The 12,305-nt window shown below is 71.7% G+C and carries 13 protein-coding genes; 4 read left to right on the top strand and 9 right to left on the bottom strand.

Annotated elements, in window-relative coordinates:
* Positions 1-86 precede the first annotated feature (86 nt).
* Positions 87-2,675, top strand: coding sequence for a tetratricopeptide repeat protein (locus CLV67_RS12400; RefSeq protein ID WP_239166074.1), 2,589 nt, complete (start codon positions 87-89; stop codon positions 2,673-2,675).
* Between the two features lie 35 nt (positions 2,676-2,710).
* On the opposite strand, the gene CLV67_RS12395 is transcribed toward CLV67_RS12400, so the two are convergent.
* From CLV67_RS12395 to CLV67_RS12380, 4 genes are all read right to left on the bottom strand, one after another.
* Positions 2,711-3,853, bottom strand: a complete 1,143-nt coding sequence (locus CLV67_RS12395) for a hypothetical protein (RefSeq protein WP_106317635.1) — start codon at positions 3,851-3,853, stop codon at positions 2,711-2,713.
* Between the two features lie 59 nt (positions 3,854-3,912).
* On the bottom strand, positions 3,913-4,242 hold the full coding sequence (locus tag CLV67_RS12390; protein ID WP_106317633.1) for a hypothetical protein: 330 nt from the start codon (positions 4,240-4,242) through the stop codon (positions 3,913-3,915).
* Between the two features lie 149 nt (positions 4,243-4,391).
* Positions 4,392-5,249, bottom strand: a complete 858-nt coding sequence (locus CLV67_RS12385; RefSeq protein WP_106317631.1) for a hypothetical protein — start codon at positions 5,247-5,249, stop codon at positions 4,392-4,394.
* A 16-nt stretch (positions 5,250-5,265) separates the two neighbouring features.
* Positions 5,266-5,439 (bottom strand): DUF1877 family protein, encoded by a 174-nt coding sequence (locus CLV67_RS12380; protein WP_170153821.1) that lies wholly within the window; start codon positions 5,437-5,439, stop codon positions 5,266-5,268.
* A 280-nt stretch (positions 5,440-5,719) separates the two neighbouring features.
* Between CLV67_RS12380 and CLV67_RS12375 the strand changes: the two genes are divergently transcribed.
* On the top strand, positions 5,720-6,862 hold the full coding sequence (locus CLV67_RS12375) for a DUF808 domain-containing protein (protein ID WP_170153820.1): 1,143 nt from the start codon (positions 5,720-5,722) through the stop codon (positions 6,860-6,862).
* A gap of 56 nt (positions 6,863-6,918) precedes the next feature.
* On the opposite strand, the gene CLV67_RS12370 is transcribed toward CLV67_RS12375, so the two are convergent.
* The 4 genes from CLV67_RS12370 to CLV67_RS12355 all read right to left on the bottom strand — a co-directional run bounded on the left by CLV67_RS12370 (position 6,919) and on the right by CLV67_RS12355 (position 8,932).
* Positions 6,919-7,668 (bottom strand): dienelactone hydrolase family protein, encoded by a 750-nt coding sequence (locus CLV67_RS12370; protein ID WP_106317626.1) that lies wholly within the window; start codon positions 7,666-7,668, stop codon positions 6,919-6,921.
* 139 nt (positions 7,669-7,807) lie between these two features.
* Positions 7,808-8,221, bottom strand: a complete 414-nt coding sequence (locus tag CLV67_RS12365; protein ID WP_106317624.1) for a hypothetical protein — start codon at positions 8,219-8,221, stop codon at positions 7,808-7,810.
* Positions 8,218-8,397: a hypothetical protein gene (locus CLV67_RS12360; RefSeq protein WP_106317622.1), complete on the bottom strand. Its 180-nt coding sequence runs from the start codon at positions 8,395-8,397 to the stop codon at positions 8,218-8,220. The genes CLV67_RS12365 and CLV67_RS12360 overlap by 4 nt, the downstream gene beginning before the upstream one ends.
* Positions 8,398-8,407: 10 nt before the next feature.
* The gene (locus CLV67_RS12355) at positions 8,408-8,932 is read right to left on the bottom strand and encodes a hypothetical protein (RefSeq protein WP_203736892.1); all 525 of its coding nucleotides are present in this window, start codon (positions 8,930-8,932) and stop codon (positions 8,408-8,410) included.
* Positions 8,933-9,035: 103 nt separating this feature from the next.
* Here CLV67_RS12355 and CLV67_RS12350 point away from each other — a divergent pair, with 103 nt between their 5' ends.
* The gene (locus CLV67_RS12350; protein ID WP_106317620.1) at positions 9,036-10,187 is read left to right on the top strand and encodes a hypothetical protein; all 1,152 of its coding nucleotides are present in this window, start codon (positions 9,036-9,038) and stop codon (positions 10,185-10,187) included.
* Between the two features lie 21 nt (positions 10,188-10,208).
* Positions 10,209-11,357, top strand: coding sequence for a hypothetical protein (locus CLV67_RS12345; RefSeq protein ID WP_106317618.1), 1,149 nt, complete (start codon positions 10,209-10,211; stop codon positions 11,355-11,357).
* A gap of 82 nt (positions 11,358-11,439) precedes the next feature.
* Here the strand turns inward: CLV67_RS12345 and CLV67_RS12340 are convergent, their stop codons facing one another.
* The gene (locus CLV67_RS12340) at positions 11,440-12,288 is read right to left on the bottom strand and encodes an RDD family protein (RefSeq protein ID WP_239166073.1); all 849 of its coding nucleotides are present in this window, start codon (positions 12,286-12,288) and stop codon (positions 11,440-11,442) included.
* Positions 12,289-12,305 lie beyond the last annotated feature (17 nt).

Genomic DNA, 12,305 nt, shown 5'->3' with positions numbered 1-12,305 from the left:
CCGTCGCGTGCTTGATATCGCCGGTTGCGCGTGGCTCGGTAGCATCGAATCCCGCCATACCGAACCTCGCTTATGGACGGTGAGTGGTGACGCTGTCAGAAGACGCGTTCGGCACGCTGCCCGATCCGGCACAGGCCAGTAGCTTCGACGACCTGGCCGATTGGTTGCGCCGGTTGAAGGTCTGGGCCGGTGATCCCTCCTACGAGACGATCAAGGACCGGGTCAACGCGGCCTGGACCGCGGCCGGCAGGCCGGCCGGTGAGCTGGCGACCAAGTCCACCGTCGCGTATTGCTTCCGGCCGGGCCGGCGACGCCTGGACACCGACCTGGTGCTCGCGGTGGTCCAGGCGATGCATCCCGACACCGGGTACGTGGCGTCATGGCGCCAGGCGTTGCGGGTCGTGAGTGGTGAGATCGAGGCGGTGTCCCAGGTCCGGGTTCAGGACAGCCTGCCGCAGGACCTGGCCGGTTTCACCGGCCGCGCAGGCGAAATCGAGCGGCTCCACCATGCTCTACGGGGCGGGGACGCGGTGGTGATCTCGGCGATCGCGGGGATGGCCGGGGTCGGCAAGACCCAACTCGCCGTGCACGCCGGGCACCTGCTGCACCGGGAGCGTCCGTTCGATCAGGTGTTGTTCGTCAACCTGCGGGGGTTCGATCCCGACCCGGCGCAACCGCCGGCCGGCCCGGCCGCCGTCCTGGAGGGGTTCCTGCGCCTGCTCGGGATGCCCGGCCAGCAGATCCCCCACACCCTCGACGCGCGGGCCGCCGCCTACCGCAAGTGCCTCACCGGTATCCGCGCCCTGGTCGTGCTCGACAACGCCGCCGCCGTCGAGCAGGTCCGCCCGCTGCTACCGGCCACACCGGGCTGTCTGACCCTGGTCACCAGCCGGCGCAGCCTGGCCGGCCTGCAGCCCGCCACCCACCTGTCCGTGGACGTGTTCGCCCCCGACGAGGCCCTCGCGTTGCTGGCTCAGGCCGTGCCCGGCGTGCCCGTCGGCCAGGATCCGCACGCCGCGGCCCGGATCGTCCAGCGCTGCGGCTACCTGCCCCTGGCCCTGAGCCTGATCGCCGGGCACATCCGCAACACACCCGGCTGGACGCTGACCGACCACGCCGACCGGCTCGACGAACGCCACCAGGACCGGCGTCTGGACACCGCCGTCGAACTCGCTCTCAACCTGTCCTACCAGCATCTGCCCGCGCAGCGGCGGCGACTGTTCCGGCTGGCCGCGCTGCACCCCGGCGAGGACCTCGACGCCTACGCCGCCGCGGCCCTCGCCGACATCGATCTGCCCGCCGCCCGCGATCATCTGCACCACCTGTGCCGCGACCACCTGCTGCAGCAGAGCGCCCCCGGCCGGTACACCTTCCATGACCTGGTACGCGTCTACGCCACTGTCCGGGCCACCGACGAGGACCGTCCAGCGGAACGCCGTACCGCCCTGACCCGCCTGTTCGACTTCTACCTCGCCGCTGCGGCCACCGCCATGAACACACTGCACCCCGCCGAGGCCCACCGGCGGCCCGTGATCCCACCGGCCGGCACCCCGGCCCCGGACCTGACCGATGCGGACACCGCCCGGGAGTGGCTGGACACCGAACGGCCCGCCCTGGTCGCGGTCGCCGTCCACACCGCCGGTCACGGCTGGCCCAGCCACACCACCCGGCTCTCGCGCACCCTGTTCCGATACCTCGACGGCGGCCACCACACCGATGCCTTGACCGTGCACGGCCACGCCCACCACGCCGCCCGTGACAGCGGCGACGCGACCGGACAGGCCCACGCCCTGACCAACCTCGGCGCCGCCCACTCGTCGCTGGGCCGGCACGGGCCGGCCATCGAGCACTACCAGCAGGCCCGGGAGCTGTTCCGGCAGGCCGGCGACCCGGCCGGCGAGGCCCGCACCCTGATCAACCTCGGCGCGGTCGCGGCGCAGACGGGTCAGTACCGCACGGCCACCGACCGATTCGAGCAAGCACTGATCCTGCACCGGCAGACCGGCGACCGGACCGGTGAGGCCAGCGCGCACAACAACCTCGGCGACGTCGAGGGCCGGCTGGGCCACCACCGGGTCGCCGTCGAGCACTTCGAGCAGGCCCTGGCCCTGCACCGGCAGGCCGGCAACCGGGACGGCGAAGCCCGCACGCTGAACAGCCTCGGCGAGGTCGAACTGCGGTGGGGCCGCAACGGGCCGGCCGGCGATCACCTCCGGCAGGCCCGGACCCTGTCACGGCGACTCGGCAACCATGCTGGCGAAGCCTGGGCGCTGGACAGTCTCGGCACCCTCGACACCCGCCTCGGACGGCCCGCCCAGGCCGCCCGGCACCACCAGCAGGCTCTGACCATCTTCCGCGACACCGGCGAACGAGATGGCGAAGCCCAGGCACTCAACGGCCTCGGCGAAGCCGCCCACACCACCGGTGACACCGCCGACGCCCTCACCCACCACACCGCGGCCCACATCGCCGCCGCCGACACCGGCAACCGCGAGCAGCAGGCCCGCGCCCTCACCGGCCTCGGCCACGTCCACCACACCCTCGGCGACCCGGCCCTCGCCCGCGAGCACTACCGGCACGCCCTGGCCCTCTACACCGACCTCGGCATGCCCGAAGCCGATCAGGTCCGCACCCACCTCGCCGCCCTCGACGACAACGCCGCCGAACAGCGGTAACCGGTGCCCGCCGATCCGGCGGCCGGGTGGCGCGGTCAGGAGCCCGGGGTGACCAGGGTGCCGGCGCTGGCCAGGATCGCCAGCATCACCAGGACGGCGGCCATGGCGACCGCGAACCTGCGGGCCTTGCCGGTCTTGCGGCGGCCCGGCAGCACGGCCGCGATCATCGCGGCGATCAGGCCGCCGATGACCAGCGGGACCAGGACGACGGCGTTGCCGACATGCAGCGGCAGGATGTCGGAGGCGTCGTAGAGGGCCAGGATCAGCGCGGGCACACCGAACATGACGCCACCGACGGCCGCGACCATGTTGAACGTCTCCTGCGCCTGGGCCTCGCGTGTCACGGCGATCGTGGAGGCGGCGTTGAGCAGGCTGTGCAGCAGTGGCGCCTCGGCGCACGCCTCGGTCTCCATGGCGCGGCACTGGCGTACGCCGGCGTCCAGGATGGGGAACCACGCGGCCCGTTTGGCGCGCCGCCCGCCGGGCCGCGACGGCAGTGCCGGATCCTGCAGGCGGCGCTGGGCGTGGTAGGCGGCCGGGTTGGTGATCCACGCACCCATGCCGCCGCGAGCCGCCTCGCGGGCCTCGTCGGCGACCCGGCCGATCAGGGTGGACAGTTCGACGACGTCGGCGAGGATGCCTTCCAGCTTGTGGGTGCTGCCGCGCAGGCTGGAGCCGACCAGGTGCTCCATGCAGTACCGGAAGGACCGCAGCGCGCGGATGCCGTCGCGGGACCGTTCGGCGTGTGCCTTGGCGATCTCGGTGGCCAGGCCTTCGGGGTCAGCGTGGCTGCCGTACGGCACGGCCCGGATCGCCGTGCCGAGCAGGTCGGTCAGCCGGTCGTCGGTCATCTCCATGCGCCAGTTGGTGGCGGTCGGCCCGGCGGGGCTGTCGCCCGCGTCGGTCAGCCACAGGCCGCGGACCACGACGGTCAGGGTGGTGCGCAGATCGCGGTGCACCGTCACCCGGATGTCGCCGACGACGATCAGCCGTTGCTCACCGGAGTTCAAAATCGACAGCAGCGGTACGGCCCGGACCGCGGCCCCGTCCGGGACGGTCACGTCGTACGAGTGCGGGTAGGCGCTTGCCTGCTCCGGTCCGACGATGTCGACCGTCACGCTGAACGGGGCGGTGGGCCGCCGGCGGGTATTGATCGTCATCGCCCCGAAGAGTGCCATGACGGCAGGGTAGAGCGTGCTGTCAGCCCGGCCGCACCCGCCTGCGGCAGCGCGTCCGTCTATTCGTAGAACTCGCAGGGATCGCGGAAGTAATATCTGGTCTCCCCGGACGCGTCGAGTTCGGCCCAGCAGGCTTCGTAGTCCTCGGCGGTACGCCGTTGCGGGCCGGTCTCCTCCTGCGACGTGCCCTGTTCCTGGTCCTCGGAGCCGGTCAGTTCAGCGATATCGTCCGCGGCATCATTGATTGCGTCCTCGATGTCCGGGAGAGTGCAGCATTCCTGAGCCGGTACCGCGTGGATCGTCGCAGCTCCTGCCGGTGCTGCCAGCACGGGAACGATACCGATGGCCGCCGCGGCCGCGAGGCCGGCTCCCGTGGCGAGAAGTCGCATCAATCTGTGCATCTCGAGTCCCCTCCGACCGGCGCCGCATTCTCACGAAAATGGGGCCCGCGCCGTTTCAAACATCGACTTGGTCCCCAAAATGTAGGGGCGCTGCATCGGGACGGAGACCGGTTCGAAGAATTCGATACGTCTGTCTTTCAGGAGCGCGACGGCCCCGCGGTGAGATGCTGTTCCGCCCGCCGCCGGGTGCTGTCGTCATCGGACTCGCGGGCCACTGCCAGCAGCCGGGCGCGTACGTCGTCGGGCAACCGGGCGATATCGCGTCTCAGGTGCGCGCGGCTCTTCCAGGCGCACAGGTGCCGCACGGCGCCGGCGGCGACGCGGTCGTCCGGGAAGCGTTGCAACGCGTCGATGATCTCGGCGATCGGGGTGTCGGCGAGTGCGGGTGCGGGCAGCGTCTCGTACACCGGATAGCCGGAGTAGCGCCCGGTCCCCGAGCCGTACCAGGTCAGCAGGGCGGCGGCGCGTTCGGCCGGGTCCGGGAAGGCCTGGGCGAGACGGTCCGTGACGAGGGCGTGCACACTTGGCGCGATCACTCCGGTGGTGTGCGCGGCGGCGATCGCCAGATCCAGAAGGTCGCGTACGGCGGCGGGCGCCGCAGCTGTCCAGGCCTGCCTGCCGAGCAGTTCCCGCTCGCGTTCGGCCTGCCGGTGCTCGGCCTGGACGAGTGGGCCGTCGACGCCGTGCCGGGCGAGCCAGTGCAGCACCCGGTCGCCGTCGCGCAGGAGGGCGTCGCCGTTCCAGCCCGTCCAGCGCAGCGCGACGCCGTGGTGCAGTCCGACGACGGTCCGCCGGTCGTCACCGCCGGTGAACACGAACTCCAGGTCACCGTGGCACATGCAGTAACCGTCGGTGACGCGCTCGACGGTCAGGGCCTCGCGCAGCAGCTCGAGCTCCGCCGGATCGGCGACATCCAGTACCGGGTCCCCGGGCGCGCCGACCGTGGTCACGCGGACCCGGATCGCGCCGGAGAGCAGTTCGTCGAGCGTTGCCAATCGGGGTGTCCGTCCTTCAGGTGGCGGTGAAGAGCACGGACCGCCCGGCGGTCGCGGCGCGCTGGAAGAAGTCGCGCAGGTCGACGAAGTTCGCCCACGTGTATTCGAAGTCGGTGTCGTCACCGGCCTCGTCGGCGGCGAGCAGCGCTCGTTCCTGTTCCCGGGTGATCGCGAAGTGGACGCCCAACACGTCGAGGATCTTACGTGTGGCGATGGCGCGTCGGGCGTACCCGATGAGGGTTTTGAAAGGTTTGAGCGGCAGGCGCAGGACGCTGGTGCCGCCAAGGCGGTCGTGTTGTCTGTGATGGTGGCCGGGTGGGTATTGGCGACCACGGTGATTGCCGGAGCCGGGCGCACCCTGGGCCGTGGCGGTCCGGGAGCGTGATCACCGGGGTGGGTCATGCGTGGCTCGCCCGGCTGGACGAGAATGAGCCTGCACGAATGCATTTCGACTTGAAGGGACCTCTTCCTTGAGCGCTGGACTCGCAGCCCTGCTGGACGACGTGGCGGTTCTGGCGCGTGCGGCGGCCGCGTCCGTCGATGACGTCGGAGTGGCCGCCGCGAAGGCCGGGGCCAAGGCCGCCGGCGTGGTCATCGACGATGCCGCCGTGACCCCGCAGTACGTGCGTGGTCTCGCCGCGGAGCGGGAGATCCCGATCGTCAAACGCATCGCCATCGGCTCGTTGCGCAACAAGTTCCTGATCATCCTGCCGGTGATCCTGCTGCTCAGCCAGTTCCTGCCGGTGCTGCTGACGCCGCTGCTGATGGTCGGTGGCGCCTACCTGTGCTACGAGGGCGCCGAGAAGATCTGGGAGCGGATCGCCCATCACGAGGAACACGCCGCCGAGCAGCAGCCCGAGGAGAAGGTCCTGGTCGCCGGCGCGATCCGCACCGACCTGATCCTGTCCGCCGAGATCATGGTGATCTCGCTGAACGAGGTCGCCACCGAGACGTTCTGGGCGCGGCTGGCGATCCTGTCGGTCGTCGCGGTGATCATGACGGTGCTGGTGTACGGCGCGGTCGGCCTGATCGTGAAGATGGACGACGTCGGGCTGCGCCTGGCCGAGAAGGACAGCAAGGGTGCGGCCAAGTTCGGCCGGGGCCTGGTCAAGGCGATGCCGAAGGTGCTGACAGCGCTCAGCGTGATCGGCACGGCGGCGATGCTGTGGGTCGGTGGTCACATCCTGCTGGTGGGTGCCCACGAGCTGGGCTGGCACGGCCCGTACTCGCTGGTCCACGACGCCGAGCACGCCGTGCACGAGGCGACCGGCGCGCTCGGCGGTGTGTTCGGCTGGACGGTGAACACGCTGCTCAGCGCGGTCGTCGGTCTGATCGTCGGTGGTCTGATCGTGGCGTTCATGGCGGTGACCTTCCACCGCAAGAAGTCCCACGGCGACGACACCCCGCCGGCCTCGGCGGCTGCTGCTCCATCAGCCGCCGATTCGGCGGCCACTGAACCGGCGGCCACTGGTTCGACCGTCGCTGGTTCGACCGTCGCTGGTTCGACCGTCGCTGGTTCGACCGTCGCGCCCGAGCAGGCCGCTCCGGAGAAGCCCGCGGCGAGTCCGGCCGCCGATGCCGGACCGGCGGAGACCGATCCGCCGCAGAAGTGAACGGCTGACGACGGCCCGACCTGCCCCGGCAGGCCGGGCCGTCGTCGTCTACCGGATCAGGCGACCGGGACCGGGGTCAGGTGCCGGGCGAAGAAACGGACCGCGCTGTCGAGCTCGAACTCCGGCATCCGGTCGCCGTGGCGGCCCGGGTAGGCGTGCAGGGCCTTCTCCGTGGAGCCGAACGCCTCGTACAGGGCGAGGCTGTCGGCGCGCGGGACCCGTTCGTCGTCCCAGGCGATGACGAACTCGACCGGAACCGTGATCGCGGCGGCGAGTTCGGCCGAAGCCGCGCCGCCGCCCAGGCCCAGCACGGCCGCCCGTACCCGCGGCTCGGCGGCCACGAACGGGACGCCGAGGCCGCATCCCAGCGACACACCCCAGTAGCCGACCGGCCCGGCGCCGACATGCTCGAGTTCCTGGACGGCGTCCAGGACCGAGCGCCATTCCGGAACGGTGTACCCGGCGGCCATGCGCTGGAAGGCAGCCAGCAGCGGGGCCACGTCCTCGCCGGCCTCGATGCGGGCCTGGTTCTCGGTGGCGATCCGGTGCAGTTCGGGATGCGGGGGCCGGTCGCCGTGGCTGGGCACGTCCACGGACACCACGGCGACGCCCAGGTCGGTGACGAACCGGTGCGCCCGGTACAGCACGGCGGGGTGCTTCTTGTGCTGGCCGCCGCCGTGGCCGATGACGATCAGCGGGCGGGTGCCGGTGGCGCCGGCCGGGGTCCACAGGACGCCGGGAAGCCGGCCGAGGGTGAACAGTTGCTCGTGAATACCGTCAGACGAGCTGGTGGAGAGAACGCGCATAGGGAATCGAGCCCTTTCGGAATGCCTGTACGGGCACTCCCCGGGCCATGCGAGGCGGGGAGTCCCGATCGGTCACAGCGTTGATCGGTCTCACCTCCTCAGGTCGTCCTTCGTGCACGGCGCCGGAAAACTACCACAGCTACCGGATCGTTTGTACGGCAACCTCGTGGCCGCCGTAGGCCTCGGGGACGCAGGTGACGATCACACCGTTCAGCATTCTCGCCTCGTGCAGCACCTGAGCGGCCATCAGCGGACCGATCAATGCCGTCTGCACGGGGTGATGCTGCAGCCTGGGCGCCGCGATGCGGCCGATCTCGACAGCGACATGCGGGCTGAGGTCGATCGTCAGCAGGCTCCGCACGCCGAGAATCCGGTCCCAGTGCGACGGCTTCGCTCCCAGAACGGCCTGGGCCTCGGCGATCGCCAGGGTCGGCACGATCACGAACCGGTCACCGGCGTCAGCGTCGTCGAAGAGCCGCATGAGCGTCTGATGGCCGGAGAAGAGCTGGACCAGGGCGGAGGCGTCGAGGATGTGCGGACGAGCCAGAGTCATGCAGCGCGCTGCCGGCGGCGGGCGATGATCGCCTCGACCTGGGCGTCACCGTCAGCGAGCCACTGCTGGTAGGCGCGTTCTTCTTCCTCGGTGAACGGCTTCGGCTCGGGCAGACCCAGCAGTTCGGCAAGGCGGCGGCTGGGCGGCACGTCGGGCTTGTCGGCGTCGTCGGTCACGCCGCGAAGTCTAATCACCGCGAGGCGACCCGAGCAGGTCTTGTCCACCCGTTCGAGTGACGGTCAAGGGATCGATAAGGCTGCCGTCGCACACGGCACAGGTGTGGTCGTCGTCCTTGACCAGGTTCACATGGCCGCAGCCGGGACAGCACCGGAACGTGAAAGCGCTGGTGAACCCGCCCGGGTGCGTGATGCCAGCGGCGTCGAGGGCGGCTGCCGCGTCGGGCCAGCAGGACGGGTCGGGGCCGTATCCGGTCGACTGGTTGGTGATGTCGGTGACGTCGCCGTCCGTACCGAAGGTGATCTCCCCGGCGGCCAGGACGTCCTCACCGCCCGCGCAGGCGACGTGCTCGCTGCGGCGTGGGGCCAGCCGCAGCACGCCGTCGGCGGTGACCACGTAGGTGAACGGTTCGTCCCGGTCCCGCGGGTCGGTGTCGGCCAGCCAGGCCCACAGGTCGGCCGCCGAGCGGAGAGGCCGTCCGGGCGGGGCGTCGCGGGCGGCTATCTCGGCCGGTCCGAGGTACCGGTAGCGCATCGGTCCTCCAGGGGCGCGGTGATGGCGAAGCTGCGGCACGGCGGTATTCAAGCCGCTGAGCCGGGGCTGAGGGAATCGATTATCGATCTCTACGCTGCGGTGCATGGGTGGCAACGGTGCGGTGGCGATGTTCGTGGGACTGGTCGACCACTCGGTGGAGCGGATCCGGGAGATCGCCGCTGATCCGCGGCGTTTCGACCGGCAGGAGGTCGCCCGGATCGCCGACGTGTGGGACAACAACACCTCGCATTTCTTCGCCGTGCTGCAGGCCCGGCCGTGGCGCCGTGACCTGCTGGCCAGGCGGGCGTTGCGCTGGATGGCCGCGTTCGGGTCGCAGCGGCGGGCCTGGATGATCCGGCAGGGCGGCGAGCCGATGCTGCGGCTGCTGGGGCCGGCGCGACCGGAGGAGTTGTTCTACCGCGACTATCAGGGCCACGTCCGCGCGAGCCCGCTGCCGCTGGAGTTGTCCGGGCTGGCCGTCGACTACGACCTGCCGCGGGCGACGGCGACGCTGGTGCGGGTCGAGCGCGCCGGTGCCGGGTTCGACGGAATCGTCATGCTGCGGGTGCCGCGACGGTACGCCGACGGCGACTGCACCGTGCAGCTGCGGCTGTCCGGCGTCCGGCAGGCGCGAGTCGACAGCGGCGATGTCACGGGGGCCGACGTCGGCGCGGGCCCGGCCGGTATCGAGGTGCGCGTCGGGTCGGCGGGGACTCTGGTGGCCGGCAGTGTCGAGGTGTGGCCGTACGACGACGGGCTCTGGCATCTGTCGCGGACCGGCCGGGCCGCCGACGCGATCACCGCCCCGTGGGTGAAAGCGCGGCGGCGCCTGCCGGTGCCGGGGCCGGCCGGCGCACCGAAGGCGGCGGCGTTCGCGTTCCACCAGTCGATGATCCAGATCCGGCGGGTACGGTCGGAGACCGCGGTCGCGCGGGTGCGGATTCTCGAGCGGTGTGCCGTGCTGGCCGATGCCGGTACCCGGGCGGTCGCGGCGGCGCGGACGCGAACGTTCGCTGATCTCGGCGAGCAGTGGTCGTCTGAGCTGCCCGACCTGGACGGTCCAGCGGACCGGATCCCGGCGGGGGCCGTGCTGTCGCTGGCCGCCTGCTCGCCGGACAGCACGACGGTCAACGTCGCCGAGCCGGTCGAGGGCCGGTGGCGCCTGGGCGCGGCCCGCCTGCCCGGACCGGGCCGGATCGTGCTGGCCGACGATCGTCTCTCACTGGACGGCGAAGGGGACAGCGAAAGCCCCTGATCGATCTCTACGCTGCCGGGCATGGGCGGGGACGGTGCCATGTCGATGTTCGCCGGGCTGATCGACAGCTCGGTGGAGCGCGTCCGGAGCATCGCCGCTGATCCGCGGCGTTTCGACCGGCAGGAGGTCGCCCGGATCGCCGACGTGTGGGACAACAACAGCAAGCATTTCTTCGGGATCCTGCAGGTACGCCCGGACCGGCTGCGGGAGCGTCTGGCCCGGCGCGGGCTGGAGTGGATGGCCGGGCCCCGTGCGGCGCGGCGGGCGTGGATGGTCGATCACGGCGGCCCGGCGCTGGAGCGGCTGCTCGGCCCGGCCGTGCCGGCGACGCTGTTCTTCCGTGACGGTCTCGGGCAGGTCCGGGCCGGTCTGCTGCCGCCTCCGGTCGCCGGGCTGGACGTCGACTACGACCTGCCGCGGGCGCGCATCGTCGCGGTGCGCGTCGAGCGTGGCGGGGCCGGTTTCCGGGGGCTGGTGACACTGCGGGCGCCACGCCGGTTCGGCGGCGGTGAGGGCGATGTTCTTCTGCATTTCACGGGGGTACGGCTGGCGCGCTTCGACAGCGACGACCTGCTCGCTGCGGTCGTGTCCGATGGTGCTGAGCTGCGGTTCGGGACCGCCGGGGTGGTGCTGGCCGACGAGGTGACGGTCAGCTTCGACGATCCGTTCTGGCATCTGTCGCGCACCGCCCGGGCCGTGGAGGCGGTCGCGCTGCTCAAGGATCGGCGGCCGCCGGTGGTGCCGTGGGCGGCGGCGTGGGAGCCCGGGCACCGGTTCCGCGACGCGATGGTGCGCGTGCGGCAGGTGCGGTCACCGACCGGGGTGTCGTGGGTTCCGCTGCTCGAGCTGTGCGATCTGCTGGCCGGGGCCGGCAGCCGTGCGCTGGCCGCCGGGAATCTGCACGGCCGGGCCCGGCGGACGGCGTTGCACGAGCTGGCGGTGGCGTGGGGTGCCGAGGTGCCGGATCTCGGCGGCACGGCCGATCGGGTGCCGGACGCCGCGGTGCTCACCCTCGCGGCCTGGCACGAGCAGCCGTCGGAGATGCTGGCGAACTACGCCCTCCCGGCGCCGGGCCCGCCCGGCTGGTCGCTGGGCGCGGCCCGGATCTCCCGTCCGGCCCGGGTCCGCCTGACGTGCGAGGGTGACGTCCTCTCGGCACACACGCGGTGAGCACCGGAACGCAAGTCACCGCGCTGCGCGTACCACCGGCATGGCGGGAGAGAGCCGCCCTGCCGCACCACCGCGGAGGGTCTCAGCGGCGGGTGCCGGCCGGGATCACGCCGAAGCCGGGCAGGACGCGCTGGGTGACCGCGCGGGTGGCGGCGAGCTGGACGGCGGCGCGGCGGCGGCGTTCGGCGAGGACCGCGACCAGGAACAGCCAGGGTGGGGTGCCGGACGGGGGTGCCGGGGAGACCTTGGCCTTGACCTCGGCGTGCAGGCTCTGGCCGAGGACCGAGCGGTACGGTTCGGCGAAGTGGTAGGAGCGGGCCGCGAACTGGCGGATCGCCTCGGCCAGGTCGTCGTCGACGGCGGACAGATCGGCGTCGGCGGCCCACAGGGCGAGGCCCGCGGGCATGCCGGGGACCAGGTTCCACGGCACGGGACGGCGCTCGTGGACGACCAGGGTACCGGCGGCGAGGTCGCCGAGGCGGCGGCCGCGGCGGGAGGCGAGCATGGTGCCGAGGCTGCCGGCCCAGGTGACCATCGGCATGAGCAGGCCGGGCCATTCGACGGCGAGGCCGATCAGCGAGCGGGTGAAGGCGTGCCGGGCGCGGATGGGGCCGCCGTCCTCGCGGATGACCCGCAACCCCATGATCATTTTGCCGAAGCTGCGGCCGTTGCTAACGGTCTCGACGATCGTCGGGTAACCCACGGCGACCAGGGCGACGCCGATCAGGTAGACGGTCTCGGGGCGCAGCAGTTCACCGTACGGCTCGGGCAGCAGATCGGTGATGATCAGGTAGGCGGCCGTGAGGAAGCCGAGGACGACCATCTGCATGAAGATGTCGAACATGAGCGCGATGGCGCGGGAGCCCAGGCGGGCGGGGCGCACGTCGATCTCGACGGCTTCGGCGGTGGTGAGCACCCGGACAGTCAACACGATGCGTTGTCTACTCT

The organism is Actinoplanes italicus, assembly GCF_003001815.1.
Lineage (GTDB): Bacteria > Actinomycetota > Actinomycetes > Mycobacteriales > Micromonosporaceae > Actinoplanes > Actinoplanes italicus.
Note: the sequence above shows the minus strand (reverse complement) of the source record. Positions and strands in the feature narration are given on the sequence as shown.

Excerpts from the sequence above, each read along its gene's own strand:
- CLV67_RS12395 (WP_106317635.1), bottom strand. The coding sequence starts at position 3,853 with ATGGCACTCTTCGGGGCGATGACGATCAATACCCGCCGGCGGCCCACC.
- CLV67_RS12390 (WP_106317633.1), bottom strand. The coding sequence starts at position 4,242 with ATGCGACTTCTCGCCACGGGAGCCGGCCTCGCGGCCGCGGCGGCCATC.
- CLV67_RS12370 (WP_106317626.1), bottom strand. The coding sequence starts at position 7,668 with ATGCGCGTTCTCTCCACCAGCTCGTCTGACGGTATTCACGAGCAACTG.
- CLV67_RS12365 (WP_106317624.1), bottom strand. The coding sequence starts at position 8,221 with ATGACTCTGGCTCGTCCGCACATCCTCGACGCCTCCGCCCTGGTCCAG.
- CLV67_RS12355 (WP_203736892.1), bottom strand. The coding sequence starts at position 8,932 with ATGCGCTACCGGTACCTCGGACCGGCCGAGATAGCCGCCCGCGACGCC.
- CLV67_RS12350 (WP_106317620.1), top strand. The coding sequence starts at position 9,036 with ATGGGTGGCAACGGTGCGGTGGCGATGTTCGTGGGACTGGTCGACCAC.
- CLV67_RS12345 (WP_106317618.1), top strand. The coding sequence starts at position 10,209 with ATGGGCGGGGACGGTGCCATGTCGATGTTCGCCGGGCTGATCGACAGC.